Source organism: Spirochaeta dissipatitropha (assembly GCF_054657935.1).
Map to the genome: position 1 here is coordinate 63,683 of NZ_BAAHXT010000009.1, position 14,385 is coordinate 78,067.

The following is a 14,385-nucleotide window of genomic DNA, read 5'->3' on the forward strand; positions in this document are numbered from 1 at the left end:
TAATCTCCATGTCTCGTGGAAGTACATTCAGTAAAGTGGCAGATCTGCCATGTTACCAAGTCTTCCTCCAAGCCAAGTAGAGAATTTAGAGTAAATAGCGTTATAACTTTGTTGCTTACTCTGCCAGATGTCCAGATGTCCAGATCACGAACGCACCCAGAAGAACAAAAAGCTCACAGCCCTGAATTGACACAGTCCCCCGCTTTATGGCAATATGAGCCTGCTTTTCGGGCCTATAGCTCAGTTGGTTAGAGCAACGGACTCATAATCCGTGGGTCCCAGGTTCAAGTCCTGGTGGGCCCATACAAAAAAAGCCGTCCCTATTTTGGGGCGGCTTTTTTATTGCTAATTCATACGAGCGCCTGCCACATCCTGCTCACAGCAGCCGGGCCACCGGGATTTCCGTCCGGTAAGCGACCGGCGTCCTTCAATCACAGGCGCTGGGCCCCAGCTCTACGTAGACCATTAAGACTTCCGACAGCATGATGTAGCTGCACATTGCATTGCGAGACCACATTTAATCGGCTACAATATCCATATGGATGTTATTGTATCTAATGAGAGATTTAATGAGGATGTTCTCTCTGCAATCGATTATCTGAAGTCTGTTGGTTGTTCCGAAATCTACCTGTTTGGCTCGCTCGTGAACGGAAATGCCAGTGACTCATCAGATATCGATATCGCCGTCCGTGGCATAAACCCGGACGACTTTTTCTATATTTATGGCCAGCTCATGTATCGATTACAGCATAGAGTAGATTTGGTAGACCTCGATTTGCAGGAGAAATTCGGCAATCTCTTGATCAATTCCGGTGAGCTAAAGCGGGTTGCTTAATGACCATTGATGATAGGATCAAAAACGAGATACAAAGCATACAGGATGAAAAGCGATTCATTGAATTAATTATCAAGAAAAATGAAACCTTCGGTATCGACGAGCTGGAACTTCGTGGCGCGGCCTTTACCCTGACCGCTATTTACAACGGAATCGAAAAACTCTTTCTGCATTTACTCAATAAAAAGAATGTCGACTTGGAGGCAAGCCATGATTGGCATACCACTTTAATCCGAAAAGCAGAAGAGAACAATATTATCAACAGCGGAATAAAAGATGATCTATTGCAATATCTCAGTTTCCGACATTTTATCCGCCCTGCGTACAGCTTCGAAATAAACTAATAGACCATAGAGAAAGTTCTTTATAGAGTCCCTGAATTGATTGACGAGTTCCTTAATCACATTAAACATTGGTATGCGACATCCCAGCTGAGTGATTGGAGGGGAGCTGCCGGGGTTCGGGGTGGTGCAGTATCTGCTGAGCTCAGCCTTGATTGTTCGTGCACCCCAGGCGGCTATGCTCTGCATTAGCCTGGCGGATCTCTCGCGGTTTGAGTACAAACCGATGAGTTTTAGCAGCTGACAGCTACCCTACACGCTGAGAAGATGGTATTGCTCGAACAGAGAGGGAGTTCAGCTTGAGAAGTTGTAAAACGCGTGATACTGGGCCTTGCGGCTTGTTCCGGCCGGATTCCCAGGCTTCAACCGTTTTCTTTGATACGCCCAAAGCCTCGGCAAATATCATCTGAGTTAATTTTGTTCGTTCCTTATTGCTTTTATCTTTTCAGCATCGTACTCAGGCACGGGAGTGATCGTCACCTTTCTGGTGCGCAGAGCAGGTGAATTCCCACGAGAGTATTCAAGCGATTCATTCAGTCCAGTCATAATAGAATCGAAATATGATGTATGTTCACTCATACTGCACCTCCCTTAATCCACCCGTACCACGCATTAATGCACCAGCCTCTGGATGTTCACACAGAAAGACTTCTAAATCCTTCAAATCATCGTCGGTTAAGCCGGTGTGTTTTCAAAGCCTCTCAAAATTTTGTGTGTAGACAAATTCTCGAGTCACACTACAATCACACCCTATTCAATAGGACAATTCAACAGAACGCCCCGGCTTTGCCGGAGATTATAACCAGATTCTATTCGTATCTGCTTCGTTACAATTTGTTACCACTTATAAATATATGGCAACGGTTTGTATGGAGTCGTGATGTCGCAAACAGCAAAAGAAATTTTCCACTCGAATGGTGGTGTCATGAGCATGAGCATGAGCGAGGCACTTTCACAGGGAATCAGCAGACACTGCCTCTACCAACTACGGGATTCAGGGGTGATCGAAAGAATCAGCTGCGGACTGTACAGACTGGCTGATCTACCTCCCATCGGCAACCCTGATCTGGTGATTGTGGGCTGCCGGTTTCCCCACGCCGTTACCTGCATTGTCTCAGCACTGACCTTCCATGACATCACAACTCAAATACCTCACACAGTTTCAAGCGAAATCCCCGGAAATGCGGGAAGAGCACAGACCGTTTAACGAGGTGCTCATTCCCCTAAAAAACGAAGGTATGTAACAGGCGCCTGCGAGAGATCCGAATATGGTCCCCGGTAGCGTTCAGGCAGTGCGGCAGCCAGTTGGTACATCATTTCGTGGGTGATTTCCTTGAGCTGCGTGCGATTTGGTTCACCATCCGGCACCTCCACATAGAACGGTTTCCCCACCTTCACCCCGACATGGGTTCGCTTGAACCTGCGGAGATTCCTGCCGATGTCCATGAGGCCCCAGTGAACAAGGGGATACACCGGCACGTGTTTGCGCGCAGCAAACATGGCAGCTCCCGGCAAGCCCGACTTCAGTGCGCCGGTCTTGCTACGGGTTCCCTCGGCTGCAACACCAAGAAACCAGCCCTCAGCCAGACGCTGCCACCATCATCATAAATCTCATGCTTCCTCCAAAAAAGGCATCACCCTGCACAGGCACGCACTTTTTTAACATAATCAATTTTGCATTACTCCAATAATATCATATTGAAACTCTCAAAATAATCTGTCCAGGTATTTTTAGCTGCTTATGAAGCAGTCACCATGGCTTGGTATTCCCTCATGGGTGTGTCTCAGGATCAGCTCCTGCAATACTAATCCTCATGAACTCGAACACCCGTGACTTGCAATTATCAACAATATTATATAACATTGTTTCTATATTAGAAATCCATCGATGGTACCGGTGTGACGGATTGCCGCAGCCAATGCGGCCCTTTCTTTTCCACGTGTCCGGCGGGTAGAGAGTTGTACACCCCGGACCAGGAACATAATGAACAGACATACACACGCATCGCGTAACCACGACTTGAGAACCGCTACAAATGTAGACACAAGCAGCCTCCAAGGGGTTTTTACCAGCCTCATCCCGGAACTGCAAAAAGCAACAGTCGCCCAGGAATATCTATCCCCTACTCCGATCCAGGAACAATGTATTCCTCCCCTGTTGGAAGGCCGGGATATAATCGGCTGTGCCCAGACAGGAACCGGAAAAACCGCGGCTTTCTCCCTCCCCTTGTTACAGAAGCTTGCGAAAAGCGGATCAGGCAGACCGAAGCGGGGGACTCCCAGGGCACTTATCCTTGCCCCCACCCGGGAGCTTGCCGCCCAGATCGGAGACAGTATAAAAACCTACGGAGTATTCTTACAGGTAAGCCACGCTGTCATTTTCGGCGGGGTGAACCAGTTTCACCAGGTGAAGCTTTTGAACCGTGGGGTGGACATTCTCGTCGCTACCCCGGGGCGTCTACTAGATCTCATGGAACAAGGACATATACACCTGAACGAGGTAGAAACCTTTATCCTCGATGAAGTAGACAGGATGTTGGACATGGGCTTTCTACCGGACATTAAACGGGTTCTTGCCCAGGTGCCGAAAAAACGACAGACAATGTTCTTCTCCGCAACCCTTGCAGATGATATGAAGCGTCTTGCGCAGAATATCGTCACTAATCCGGTGGAAATAACCATTTCACCCGAAACCCCGGCGGTAGAAAAGATAGACCAGCGTTTGCTTTATGTGAGCAATCAGGATAAGGACGATCTTCTTATCTCTCTGCTCGGTGAGACCGGGGTAAACAAAGCTATCATTTTCACCCAGATGAAACACATAGCCAACCGGGTTGTAACCAAGCTGGAAATGGCTGGTATTCACAGCGCCGCTATTCACGGAAACAAAAGCCAGGCAGCACGGACCAAGGCCCTGTCCGGTTTCAAAGACCACCGCCTGAAAGTACTGGTTGCAACAGATGTCGCCGCCAGAGGGCTGGATGTCGATGATATTACCCATGTTATAAACTACGATCTACCCTTAGAAGCGGAAACCTATGTTCACCGCATCGGCCGTACAGCACGGGCCGGTTCTGAAGGGTGCGCAATCTCATTCTGCAGCGCAGAAGAGAAGGCCTATCTTAATTCAATCGAGAGACTGCTTGGACAGAAGATACCTGCAGACATCGACCACCAGTACCACTGCGAAGAGGCACGGAATTCCAGCAAGCCCGCCCCCAAACTTTTCGGCCGTGGCCAAAGCCGTGGGCAACACGGCGGTCGCCGGCAGAACTCCGGAGATAGTCGGGGAAAACGCGGGCCGGGTGGTTTCAGGAAGCGGAGCTGAAGCGGGACAGGAAGAGAACCACCAGAATGTTCTTCTCATGCATGTTATGGGGCTTAATGCAGCAGATGTTCTGATAGCGCTCAGTTCTCCACTGTAATATGACCTTATTCCCCCACAAACCGAAGATAGCTGGTAGGCGCCTGCGAGAGATCCGAATATGGTCCCCGGTAGCGTTCAGGCAGTGCGGCAGCCAGTTGGTACATCATTTCGTGGGTGATTTCCTTGAGCTGCGTACGGTTTGGTTCGCCGTCCGGCACTTCCACGTAGAACGGTTTCCCCACCTTCACTCCGACATGGGTTCGCTTGAACCTGCGGAGATTCCTGCCAATGTCCATGAGGCCCCAGTGGACAATGGGATACACCGGCACGTGTTTGCGCGCAGCAAACATGGCAGCTTCCGGGAACTCAGGTATACGTAGTAGAGCGGGCCCTCCAGGATGGTTGTGTGATTGCTCAGAAGAATGCCGGGCCCCTCAGCCGGAATCTTTTCAAACTCATGTGTATCAATTCTACACGTCAGAGTGAACAGCATGCGAACCACGCTGTTGAGAAAACTTGCCTTTAGCGACACTACATTCCCCTTTTCAGTGAAACCGGAAAACCCCAGCATGTTATTACTCCACTGTACAGGTACTCTCTGCAATAATGCAATCTCTTTTTTTCAGACAGGGAGCTGTACGCGGCATGTGGAAGTCAAGCTGAGACAGTAATCTTAAGCCCTCGTAAGGTCGATACTTACACCATGTCTTTGATAAAGATTGATACTAAATTCCAGCCACCTTCCCGACGCCCCCGAATGGTTCTCCGGCCAGGCATAATGGAGATTCTCAATTCCGGACTGTATCGAAAATTCACCCTCGTCTCCGCCCCTGCAGGATATGGAAAGAGCAGCATCGTCCGTGAATGGATTGCTGATTCCTCACTCAAGGCCGGCTGGATTTCTCTGGAGGAGGGAGACAAGTCGGTTCTCCGGTTTTTTGGGTATCTCACCACTGTAATCCAGAGGATTTTTCCGGATTTAGAAACGGAAGGATCGGGGCAGACCACGGCTTTGGACAGGAAAGGGGGTGAAACATTGGTAAGCGGTCTGGTGAACTCCATCGCCAGCCTCCCTGATAATTTCATTCTTGTTCTGGACGATCTCTACCTGATTGAATCACCAGAGATATCTCATCTGCTTCAATTCTTTATCGATCATCTCCCGCAACAATGCCATCTTGTATTACTTACCCGAAAGGAACCAGATCTACCCTTATCGACCTATCGGATGCGGGATCAGGTAACCGAGATTGGATCATCAACGCTTCGATTTTCCAACCGGGAAGCAGAAATCTTCCTGAAAGAAGTGATGGGACTTTCAATTAGTGAGAATGAAATTGAAGAGATCGCCAGAGGAACCGAAGGCTGGGTTGCAGGACTCCAGGGTGCTGCCCTGGCTTTTCGCCCAGGCGAGACAATCCCCTTATTTTCCAACACGTCGATAGATGAGGATCACAATACTATAAGTTTTCTTGCAGATGAGGTACTGCACAAGCAGGAGGAACGGGTTAGACGGTTCCTTCTTTTCACCTCAATTCCCGATGAGATCTGCCCGTCTCTATGTGAAGCTGTTCTTGAAAAGAATACCGGCTCAGGAGCAGAGATGCTGCAGTTTCTGTGTAAGGCTCGTTTATTCCTGACACCTATAGAGAATAGTGGACAGTGGTATCGCTACCACCATCTCTTTCGCCAGATGTTACGCATGATGGTAGAAAAGGAATACCCCGCTGAACTTCCGGGAATTCACACCCGGGCAAGTCGGTGGTTTCGGGATCAAAAGCAATGGGTAATCGCGGCACGGCTGGCGGTTGCAGGAGAGGATCCTGTCATAGCTGTGGAAGTGCTGGAACAAGCCTGGTCTGAAATGAGTAACATGAACGAAAGTGAACTCTGGAACACCTGGAGAAACAAACTGCCGAAGGAAATCCGTGATAGATATCCAGTACTGAAGGCCCAGGAGGGATACGCTGAAATATCCACAGGGCGACTTGAAAAGGCTGAAACACTTTTTAATGAAGCTGATGAGATCAGGAAAGAGTGTAGCCATGAACAGATGCCCAATCAAGGGCTTTTTCAAATACTATCTGCTTATATCAGCATCGGGCGAGCCTACATTTCCCAGGCTTATGGCGATGATTCAACAACTATTATGTGGGCAAAAAATGTATTAAGGAATGAGACACCCAGCAATGACTTCCTTGACGGGCAAGCAAGAGCACTCCTCGGTCTGAGCTACTGGAACCAGGGAGAATTAGTAGCCGCTCGCAATATCTATTCAAAAACATTGATTCAGTTTGAAGCTACAGGAAATCTCAACGCCATCTTGAGTAACGCCTTTGTACTTGGAGAGATTCTGATTGGATTGGGACAACTGATGGAAGCGGAAAGAAACTGCGAGCGAGCCCTTCGTCTGATGAAAGAACAAGGATCATCCGAAATTTCCGGATCAGAAGATATCTACAGGGTGTTAGCAGAAATTGCCATCGAGAAAGGTGATCTTGACCACGGTGAATCTATGCTGCAGAAAGCATCAATCGCCGGTAAAAGCTCCTTCGCTGTAGCCTGGAATTACAGATATCTGTCAACCGCGGCCTGGCTTCAGGCTTGCAAGGGGAACCACGAGGATGCGCATCGGCTGTTGGATGAAGCTGAACGAGCCCCTGCGAGAAGCCCCCTCCCGGACCTTCGTCCCTTATCAGCCCTCAGAGCACGAGTGCTACTTATGGAAAAGAGGATACAGGAAGCTGGTTTAGCCATCCATAATTCAGGATCATCAACGGAGAAGGAATACCAAACACTGACAAGGGTCCGGATTCTCCTGGCAAAACAGGAGAATGGGGAATCAGAAAAGGCTTTAACCTTACTTGAAACATTATATAAAACAGCTATGGAGAGGGGTCATAAAAGGACAATCATCGAGATAAACCTGTTACGAGCAATCTATGCTGATCTCAATGGCGAAAAAAAAGAAGCAAAACACTTACTTGAGAGCGGGCTGACTGCAGCCTCCCAGGACGGTCAGATCCAGGTTTTCCTGAATGAACTGCCGGGAACAGGAGATCTATTACAGCGTACCATGGACTCTATGCCCCCAAGCGACTATCTGGCAACGCTCAACAGAAAACGCTCTCATTTACAGCGAATGAGTAAAGATGCACAGGAATCAATACCTGAACCCCTGACAAAACGGGAGCGGGAAGTACTTGAATGTATCGCCGCGGGACTCTCTAATGCCGAGATTTGCGAGCGCCTGTTCCTTGCTTTGGATACGGTGAAGGGTCACAACCGTAGAATCTTTGAAAAACTGAATGTACGACGCCGTACCCAGGCGGTATCAGCAGCAAGAAAGTTCGGTCTTATCTCGAATTGAGTCCCTTCCTGGAAAAAAATCAAAACCCCACTTTCGTGTCTAACGGTTACAGCCTGGAAGGATTAGATTCATACCACAATGAACTATGAAGGAACGATCCAAAAGAGGGAGGAATCATGAAAAACTACCGAATCAATTCTATTATGGCCGGAGCACTTTACATCCTGGGGACTGTGGCTGGGGTGCTCTCCGTTATTGTCGTGGGAGGATTTCCCGACCAGAACTTCATTTCCCGTATTGCAGGAAATCCTTCAACCGTAATGGTTGGGGCTCTCCTGATCCTCATCATGGGAATATCCCTGGCTTCTATGACTTTGTTCCTCTATCCACTCTTCCGCAGGGATAGTGAACCGCTCGCGCTGGGGATGCTTGTATTCCGGGGTACACTGGAGGGAGCCTGGTATCTGTTAACAGCACTATTCTGGGTAACCATGGGCATAATAAGTTCACAGATAGCTGTGGTGGAATCCGGAAGAGAAGCATTAGAGGCATTGGGCACGGTTGTAATCGAGGCACAGGACAAACTGGGTAATTTAGGATCCATAATTTTCCTGATAGGCGCGGTTTGTCTATACATCTCATTCTACCGCACCAAACTGATTCCCCGATGGCTTTCAATCTGGGGACTAATCAGTGTGATACCCTACCTCATCCATACTCTTCTTCTCTTCTTTGAAGTACAATCAACCTTTATTCTGTTTATACCACTCGCTGTACAGGAGATGGTGATGGGCGGCTGGCTGATAATTGCAGGCTTTAATATTCAAGCACTGGAGAAGCTCATGGGAAGGACCCAAAACCGACCGTAGCCTCTGGAATCAGGATGAATCTTCTTACCATAAAATTTCTGCTCCCAACCCCGCGATTTCCGGATCGCTTGTGACAACAGGTAAGCCTGTTATTATTGCCTGGGCAGCAATCATACGGTCGAAGGGGTCACGATGATCACCGGGCAAAGTCCCTGCTTTCAATGCATGATTTGAGCCAATAGGAAGTTCCCTAAAACCATCTTCCAGCAGTCGCTTTTCCCAATCACTTATTACTGCACTTCCATTGGGATACTTACCAATTCGATATTTGGTGGCAACTTCCCATGCCGATGCGGGACTTATAAAGAATTGATTTTCGGGATCCTTTAACAAGCTTAGCATGCGGTTTGAAAGACGATCCGGATCGCTCCACCACCACAGCAATGCACAGGTATCGAGTAAGCCTGTCATTGTTCCCATGCTTGTAATTCATGGGGGGAAAGAGGGTCGAAAAAGCTGGTTTCAGGGCTATCGTTATAGCGACCGGGAACCCGCTCTTTTTTCGTTTCCAGGGGTACCAGACGAGCCCACGGCCTTCCCGCTTTTGCGACCACAACCTCTTCGCCGCCATGTGCACGATCGACTAATTTAGAAAAATGAGTTTTAGCCTCATGGATATTAACTACTATCATCATTCTAAAATAGTCCATCATATGGACTAAGTCAATCATATCTGATCCTTGTAGACCGACAGCAACTGCTACTTGATCTCTGTATCTGTCAGAAAGCGTGAAGTTAGTTCAGCAATCCTCTCAACATTATTCCAGTAAATAAAATGGTTACCTTCAAGTATTTCATACTGGCCATGAGCTCCGATTTTTGCCAGGTGTTCAAACTGATACTCCTGAGGACTTATTTTCAATTGTCGATTTGGCTTTTCAAAAGTATCCCGAGAGATTATTTTCAGGTATGGTACTGTCTCGGGAAATGGTACATCCTTGATTTCCTTTACAAAATCCATTGAAGCTATAATTTGATCCAATAAGGTGTCGTTCACAGAAAAGGCTGCAAAGGTAATCATGTCTGATATTTCCCGTTCCGTGTATCCGTATCCTTTAAGCTTGGAACGATTTGTGATAACAGTACCTAACAATGCCGTTAATCCACTTGCCTGCTGTACCTTTGCCAGGGGAATAACAGCATTGAGTATAGCTGGTGTTTTCTGCCAATACGCTGTTGATGTGCCATCCAGGTTTATTATTGCGCGAACCTCATCGGGATAACGACTGGCATAGTATTCAGCATAAATACCAGAAATGGAATGAGGCATAAGTACATAAGGTCCAGGAAAGCCTGCTTTAAGAAGAGCCTCCCTGATTTCTTCTACATAGTTGGCATTTGATCGGGGTCTGCTGGTGACGCTGCTAAATCCGACTCCGAAATATTCCAGTACCACAACTCTGTAGTTTTCCGATAGCTTTCTCATAAGTGGACCGAAGTCAGCTGAAGGAAGTCCAACCCCCAAGCCGGGTAACAATACAATGGTTTCATCACCGTTGCCCTGACTGAAAACATTCATTGTACCGTCAAATACTTCCACGATCTGACCGTAGGGCTGAATCTTACTGAAGTTTCCCTTAAAATGTGTTTCTCTGAGAATGACACCGGCTGATATCAGAACTACGTTAAAAGCCACAATAATACCAATAACTACTACCATTATTTTCCCCCATCTTTTTTTCCCTGGCATACTAACTCCTTCACACCTATACTTAATCAATTGTGAATTTTGCCACAATCGGCCCTTGCGTTATCAATTATGATAATGTTATCATAATTGATAACATTATGTTGTGTCAATTAAAAAGGATGGCAGTATGGATCAAAAAATCATTGCTAACTTATTACATCCTGTTCGGATGAATATAATGCAGGTCATAACGGCAAATGGGCCGTGCTCAGCCCGGCAGCTTTCTCAACATCTGCCGGATATTGCTCAAGCGAGTCTCTATAGGCATCTGAGAGGCATGCATAAAGATCAAATTCTGGAGATCTTCTCGGAAACACAGGTACGGGGAACACTCGAACGGAGTTTCAACATTAAAAGGAATCCTCTCCGGGAGGTGGATGAAAAAGGAGAATCCTTACCAAATGCTCAGTTGATCAATCTTTTTTTCAGCTTCATGATCTCCCAGCTGACGGATTGCATGGAATACCTCGGTCCAGAAGGGAGCACCATGGAACCTGAAAGATTTGGATTCCGGACGTGGATCATGCACCTGAAAGATGAAGATCTCACTGAATTTATACAGGACTTTCGCGCTCTCTTTGAACGGTATAGTAAAATTGAAAATTCCCCCGGAGCTCGATTACATAAGTTCTCCTATTCCCTTTTTCCTGCACGAAAGAATACCGGAGAAGGATCTGAGTAGAGAACCGATCTTGATTGAGTTTTTTGCAGCCGTATATTTTCATAAGCTTTCACCAGAAAGCTGCGGCAGGCGGACAGGATATTCGCCTGCATTGATCATCAATATACGCGTAAATTGAAAGTACGGTCGTGATCACCGGTGTTCTGTAATTCGAGATAGTAGGTCCCGGATGTCAGAGTTGATCTTACATGCCATAGACCACCTTCCATTGGATATAATCCAGATGGATAGTACACCACCGAACTGAATTCATATGAGTTGTCGCTGTACAGCGTCGGCAAGATATTCAGATTGCTGGCGCCCAGATTGACAGTAAAAGCATTCACTGTTAGATCCGGATTCGTTGATCCCTCTAGTGTAAACGTGAGAGAACCTCCTGCCAGAACTTCATTGTGCGCTGGAAGTGATCGCCTGGAGGGAGCAAAGGCTCACCGAAGATCCAGGCGCACAATAGATAGTTGATTATTCGGTCTATTCTCAACATCGACAGCTAAAGGAAGGCCAAACCCTATACCGGGTTAAAAACAAATCTTCTTGACCTGTTTCCGGCTATTTGGGAGCACGCCGATGTGTCAACTTCCAGAGCTGCTGGAATAACTTCAGATCACGCATTCTTTTCTGACGTTCCTGCGAAACTCGGACGCTGTTAATCAACATTATGCTCATGAGGACCAGAAGCAACGCAAAAGGCAGACCTGTACTGATTACAGCTGTCTGCAGTGCTGCGAGCGCCTGCTCACCACCAATCAGCAGGAGAACTGCGGCGACGACTCCTTCCAGGACTGCCCAGAATATCCGCTGTCCAACGGGGGTTTTAATTCGTCCTCCAGAGGTAATATTATTAATAACCAGCGAACCTGAATCGCTGGACGTTACAAAGAAAAAAATCACCATAATTGTAGCGAGTGTACTGAGAATAATTGTAATAGCTCCCTGTAATACAGGCAGATTGACTCTAGAAAGCATTTCAAACAGCGCTACAGGCAGATTTCCCTGCACGATCTCAAACAGGGCTCCTCCAGAAAGCTCGTTAATATATATTGCGTTGCCACCGAATACTGACATCCACAGAAAAGAAAGCATGGGCGGAATCACCATTACAGCTGTAACAAACTCTCGAATACTTCGTCCCTTTGATATACGCGCAATGAACATTCCGACAAATGGTGACCAGGATATCCACCAGGCAAGATAAAAAACAGACCAGCCACCCTGCCATACACTACTTTCATGTGAGCCTATAAAAAAAGAGGATTTGATTAAATCTCCAAAATAGAGCCCTAATGAATTGGTAAATAACCTGATTATGTATGCGGTAGGGCCGACCAGCAACATAAAAACAAGAAAAGCCGCCGCTAATTTCATATTAAGTTCAGACAGTATACGAACACCTTTATCAATTCCACTCACTACGGAAATAGTTGCCACTGCAGTTACCCCAGCTATAAGCGCGATCTGTATTAAAGTGCTGTAGGGCAGTCCAGTCAGAAAATTAAGACCGCTGTTAATCTGCTGGACACCAAGTCCAAGTGATGTCGCCAAGCCAAACAGAGTTGCCAGAATTGCAAGAACATCAATCAGATCACCCCACAGCCCGAATACCCGCTTGCCTAATAGAGGGAAAAACACCGATCGCAGGGAAAGTGGCAAGCCCTTGTTGTAGGCAAAAAAAGCAAGTGCCAGAGCAATTATGGTATATACTCCCCATGGATGCAGACCCCAATGAAAAAACGTCGTTGCCATTGCAGCACTGGCAGCATCCGGGCTGGTAAAAATTGGCGGTGTAATTGTAGAGTGATATAAAGGTTCTCCAACTGCCCAGAACATGAGACCTATTCCCATTCCTGCAGAAATCAACATGGAATACCAGGCAAAATTGGAGAACTCCGGCTTTGCATCAACACCACCTATCTTAACGGTTCCAAGTCGTGAAAATGCAAATACAAGACTAACCAGTATGAAAAAATTACTGGACAGAATAAACACCCAGTCAAATCGTGTAATAATAAATAACTGAACAGATTGGAAAACCGCATTTGCCCTGTCCAGATCCAGAATACTTAATCCTGCAAACAGCAATATAAAACCTGCAGCAGCAAGACTGACTACCGGGTTCATATCCAGTCCCCAGCGAGTGAAATTGCGATCAAATAACTTCTGCTCAGCTTCGCGAGCCAATTCCTGCCGCTCTTCGTGAGCGGGATCATGAATTTCTGTATTTTCCATAATTAATAATTATTCCATGTTTTGCTCAATGTCAAATAAATTCACCACTGCCTTTCCTCGTATTTTTGGAGTGCACCCGTCGGCGATAGCTTATGGCTGTTTCATTCCTTCACAAAACGAAGGTAGGTGGTAGTTGCCTGTGAGAGATCGGAAAACGGTCCACGATAGCGCTCAGGCAACACTGCGGATAGTTGATACATCATTTCGTCGGTGATTTCTTTAAGCTGCCTACGACTTGGCTCACCATCCGGAACCTCCACATAGAACGGCTTTCCCACCCTTACTCCCACATGGGTGCGCCTGAACCGCCGCAGATTACTACCGATATCCATAAGGCCCCAGTGGACAAGGGGATACACCGGCACATGCTTGCGAGCAGCAAACATGGCAGCACCCGGCCGGCCCGACTTCAGAGCACCGGTCTTGCTCCGGGTTCCCTCTGCCGCAACACCGAGAAACCAGCCCTCATCCAGACGCTGCAGCGCCTGATTCATTGCAGTGGAATCCACCCTGCCCCGATGGATAGGAATGATGTTCCAGGCCTTCATAAATATCCGTGTAATTGCATTTTCCCAGAGTTCCTGCTTGCCCAATGCCGTAGCTTTGCGGGAACTCAGAAACACATAGTAGAGGGGACCTTCAAGGTTGGTTGTATGATTGGATAGAAGGATACCAGGCCCCTCTTGCGGAATCTTGTCAAACTCATGCACATCGATCTTACACACGAGGGTGAACAGTAAACGAATTACATTGTTGAGACACCTTGTCTTTAACGACACTCATTCTCCTTTCCGGAAATTTCCTGAAGATCCCGGCACACTGCTGTTCTATTCTACTGCCTCTTTCTGTATTGATGCAATCTTTGTCTCAAGGGGTTCTATCAGCAAGGAAACTGTCATAATAGAAAACTACATGGACACTAGTGTTTCATAGCCTTCATCGGCAATATGACCGATATGATAATCCGCAAATGCATGTTCACATACTACTTTTATACACAGATTTGGAGACAGCTCATGAAAAAATGCTTCAGTGAAGAGTATAAATGGGAAATCGGAAACAGGA

The 14,385-nt window shown here is 47.1% G+C and carries 16 protein-coding genes, 1 tRNA gene and 1 pseudogene; 9 read left to right on the forward strand and 9 right to left on the reverse strand.

The features are described from left to right. The first annotated feature begins 229 nt into the window (after nucleotides 1–229). The 3 genes from ACYQ2L_RS11775 to ACYQ2L_RS11785 all read left to right on the forward strand — a co-directional run bounded on the left by ACYQ2L_RS11775 (nucleotide 230) and on the right by ACYQ2L_RS11785 (nucleotide 1,179). Nucleotides 230–303: transfer RNA gene (locus ACYQ2L_RS11775), tRNA-Ile, on the forward strand. Between the two features lie 235 nt (nucleotides 304–538). Continuing rightward, nucleotides 539–835 carry a nucleotidyltransferase family protein gene (locus ACYQ2L_RS11780; protein WP_460055827.1) on the forward strand — a complete coding sequence of 99 codons (297 nt, stop codon included), beginning with the start codon at nucleotides 539–541 and terminating at the stop codon, nucleotides 833–835. Further along, a complete protein-coding gene (locus ACYQ2L_RS11785) occupies nucleotides 835–1,179 on the forward strand; it encodes a ribonuclease toxin HepT-like protein (protein ID WP_460055829.1) in 345 nt (114 codons plus the stop codon). Before ACYQ2L_RS11780 ends, ACYQ2L_RS11785 begins: the two co-directional genes overlap by 1 nt. A 408-nt stretch (nucleotides 1,180–1,587) precedes the next feature. Here ACYQ2L_RS11785 and ACYQ2L_RS11790 read toward each other — a convergent pair whose 3' ends face one another. Next, a complete protein-coding gene (locus ACYQ2L_RS11790) occupies nucleotides 1,588–1,755 on the reverse strand; it encodes a hypothetical protein (RefSeq protein WP_460055831.1) in 168 nt (55 codons plus the stop codon). Between the two features lie 301 nt (nucleotides 1,756–2,056). Between ACYQ2L_RS11790 and ACYQ2L_RS11795 the strand changes: the two genes are divergently transcribed. After that, the gene (locus tag ACYQ2L_RS11795) at nucleotides 2,057–2,383 is read left to right on the forward strand and encodes a type IV toxin-antitoxin system AbiEi family antitoxin domain-containing protein (RefSeq protein ID WP_460055834.1); all 327 of its coding nucleotides are present in this window, start codon (nucleotides 2,057–2,059) and stop codon (nucleotides 2,381–2,383) included. Between the two features lie 8 nt (nucleotides 2,384–2,391). Here the strand turns inward: ACYQ2L_RS11795 and ACYQ2L_RS11800 are convergent, their stop codons facing one another. After that, the gene (locus tag ACYQ2L_RS11800) at nucleotides 2,392–2,676 is read right to left on the reverse strand and encodes a hypothetical protein (RefSeq protein ID WP_460055836.1); all 285 of its coding nucleotides are present in this window, start codon (nucleotides 2,674–2,676) and stop codon (nucleotides 2,392–2,394) included. 484 nt (nucleotides 2,677–3,160) lie between these two features. Between ACYQ2L_RS11800 and ACYQ2L_RS11805 the strand changes: the two genes are divergently transcribed. Continuing rightward, on the forward strand, nucleotides 3,161–4,504 hold the full coding sequence (locus ACYQ2L_RS11805) for a DEAD/DEAH box helicase (RefSeq protein WP_460055839.1): 1,344 nt from the start codon (nucleotides 3,161–3,163) through the stop codon (nucleotides 4,502–4,504). A 104-nt stretch (nucleotides 4,505–4,608) separates the two neighbouring features. On the opposite strand, the gene ACYQ2L_RS11810 is transcribed toward ACYQ2L_RS11805, so the two are convergent. Continuing rightward, nucleotides 4,609–4,866 carry a hypothetical protein gene (locus ACYQ2L_RS11810; RefSeq protein WP_460055842.1) on the reverse strand — a complete coding sequence of 86 codons (258 nt, stop codon included), beginning with the start codon at nucleotides 4,864–4,866 and terminating at the stop codon, nucleotides 4,609–4,611. A 380-nt stretch (nucleotides 4,867–5,246) separates the two neighbouring features. Between ACYQ2L_RS11810 and ACYQ2L_RS11815 the strand changes: the two genes are divergently transcribed. Next, nucleotides 5,247–7,913 carry a winged helix-turn-helix domain-containing protein gene (locus ACYQ2L_RS11815; protein ID WP_460055845.1) on the forward strand — a complete coding sequence of 889 codons (2,667 nt, stop codon included), beginning with the start codon at nucleotides 5,247–5,249 and terminating at the stop codon, nucleotides 7,911–7,913. Nucleotides 7,914–8,029: 116 nt separating this feature from the next. Then, entirely contained in the window at nucleotides 8,030–8,722 is a 693-nt protein-coding gene (locus ACYQ2L_RS11820) for a DUF4386 domain-containing protein (RefSeq protein ID WP_460055850.1), read from the forward strand. Nucleotides 8,723–8,746: 24 nt separating this feature from the next. Here ACYQ2L_RS11820 and ACYQ2L_RS11825 read toward each other — a convergent pair whose 3' ends face one another. The 3 genes from ACYQ2L_RS11825 to ACYQ2L_RS11835 are packed head-to-tail and all read right to left on the reverse strand — an operon-like array spanning nucleotide 8,747 to nucleotide 10,412. After that, entirely contained in the window at nucleotides 8,747–9,142 is a 396-nt protein-coding gene (locus ACYQ2L_RS11825) for a type II toxin-antitoxin system VapC family toxin (RefSeq protein WP_460055852.1), read from the reverse strand. Beyond that, a complete protein-coding gene (locus ACYQ2L_RS11830; protein ID WP_460055855.1) occupies nucleotides 9,130–9,393 on the reverse strand; it encodes a type II toxin-antitoxin system Phd/YefM family antitoxin in 264 nt (87 codons plus the stop codon). Before ACYQ2L_RS11830 ends, ACYQ2L_RS11825 begins: the two co-directional genes overlap by 13 nt. Nucleotides 9,394–9,422: 29 nt before the next feature. Next, nucleotides 9,423–10,412 carry an alpha/beta fold hydrolase gene (locus ACYQ2L_RS11835; protein WP_460055858.1) on the reverse strand — a complete coding sequence of 330 codons (990 nt, stop codon included), beginning with the start codon at nucleotides 10,410–10,412 and terminating at the stop codon, nucleotides 9,423–9,425. Between the two features lie 127 nt (nucleotides 10,413–10,539). On the opposite strand from ACYQ2L_RS11835, the pseudogene ACYQ2L_RS11840 reads away from it, so the two are divergent. Then, nucleotides 10,540–10,680: pseudogene (locus ACYQ2L_RS11840) on the forward strand (helix-turn-helix domain-containing protein); the annotation flags it as partial. 9 nt (nucleotides 10,681–10,689) lie between these two features. Beyond that, nucleotides 10,690–11,094: a hypothetical protein gene (locus tag ACYQ2L_RS11845; protein ID WP_460056032.1), complete on the forward strand. Its 405-nt coding sequence runs from the start codon at nucleotides 10,690–10,692 to the stop codon at nucleotides 11,092–11,094. 98 nt (nucleotides 11,095–11,192) lie between these two features. Here the strand turns inward: ACYQ2L_RS11845 and ACYQ2L_RS11850 are convergent, their stop codons facing one another. The 3 genes from ACYQ2L_RS11850 to ACYQ2L_RS11860 all read right to left on the reverse strand — a co-directional run bounded on the left by ACYQ2L_RS11850 (nucleotide 11,193) and on the right by ACYQ2L_RS11860 (nucleotide 14,099). Further along, a complete protein-coding gene (locus ACYQ2L_RS11850) occupies nucleotides 11,193–11,420 on the reverse strand; it encodes a hypothetical protein (protein WP_460055860.1) in 228 nt (75 codons plus the stop codon). A gap of 223 nt (nucleotides 11,421–11,643) precedes the next feature. Continuing rightward, nucleotides 11,644–13,320, reverse strand: coding sequence for a BCCT family transporter (locus ACYQ2L_RS11855; protein ID WP_460055863.1), 1,677 nt, complete (start codon nucleotides 13,318–13,320; stop codon nucleotides 11,644–11,646). Between the two features lie 101 nt (nucleotides 13,321–13,421). Further along, complete coding sequence (locus tag ACYQ2L_RS11860) at nucleotides 13,422–14,099, reverse strand: lysophospholipid acyltransferase family protein (protein WP_460055866.1); 678 nt, start codon at nucleotides 14,097–14,099, stop codon at nucleotides 13,422–13,424. Nucleotides 14,100–14,385 lie beyond the last annotated feature (286 nt).

What these genes read in the sequence shown, in the direction of transcription:
- ACYQ2L_RS11815 (WP_460055845.1), top strand. Translation starts at nt 5,247, where the DNA reads ATGTCTTTGATAAAGATTGATACTAAATTCCAGCCACCTTCCCGACGC.
- ACYQ2L_RS11800 (WP_460055836.1), bottom strand. Translation starts at nt 2,676, where the DNA reads ATGTTTGCTGCGCGCAAACACGTGCCGGTGTATCCCCTTGTTCACTGG.
- ACYQ2L_RS11845 (WP_460056032.1), top strand. Translation starts at nt 10,690, where the DNA reads ATGCATAAAGATCAAATTCTGGAGATCTTCTCGGAAACACAGGTACGG.
- ACYQ2L_RS11795 (WP_460055834.1), top strand. Translation starts at nt 2,057, where the DNA reads ATGTCGCAAACAGCAAAAGAAATTTTCCACTCGAATGGTGGTGTCATG.
- ACYQ2L_RS11820 (WP_460055850.1), top strand. Translation starts at nt 8,030, where the DNA reads ATGAAAAACTACCGAATCAATTCTATTATGGCCGGAGCACTTTACATC.
- ACYQ2L_RS11805 (WP_460055839.1), top strand. Translation starts at nt 3,161, where the DNA reads ATGAACAGACATACACACGCATCGCGTAACCACGACTTGAGAACCGCT.
- ACYQ2L_RS11830 (WP_460055855.1), bottom strand. Translation starts at nt 9,393, where the DNA reads ATGATTGACTTAGTCCATATGATGGACTATTTTAGAATGATGATAGTA.
- ACYQ2L_RS11825 (WP_460055852.1), bottom strand. Translation starts at nt 9,142, where the DNA reads ATGGGAACAATGACAGGCTTACTCGATACCTGTGCATTGCTGTGGTGG.
- ACYQ2L_RS11785 (WP_460055829.1), top strand. Translation starts at nt 835, where the DNA reads ATGACCATTGATGATAGGATCAAAAACGAGATACAAAGCATACAGGAT.
- ACYQ2L_RS11835 (WP_460055858.1), bottom strand. Translation starts at nt 10,412, where the DNA reads ATGCCAGGGAAAAAAAGATGGGGGAAAATAATGGTAGTAGTTATTGGT.
- ACYQ2L_RS11855 (WP_460055863.1), bottom strand. Translation starts at nt 13,320, where the DNA reads ATGGAAAATACAGAAATTCATGATCCCGCTCACGAAGAGCGGCAGGAA.
- ACYQ2L_RS11780 (WP_460055827.1), top strand. Translation starts at nt 539, where the DNA reads ATGGATGTTATTGTATCTAATGAGAGATTTAATGAGGATGTTCTCTCT.
- ACYQ2L_RS11790 (WP_460055831.1), bottom strand. Translation starts at nt 1,755, where the DNA reads ATGAGTGAACATACATCATATTTCGATTCTATTATGACTGGACTGAAT.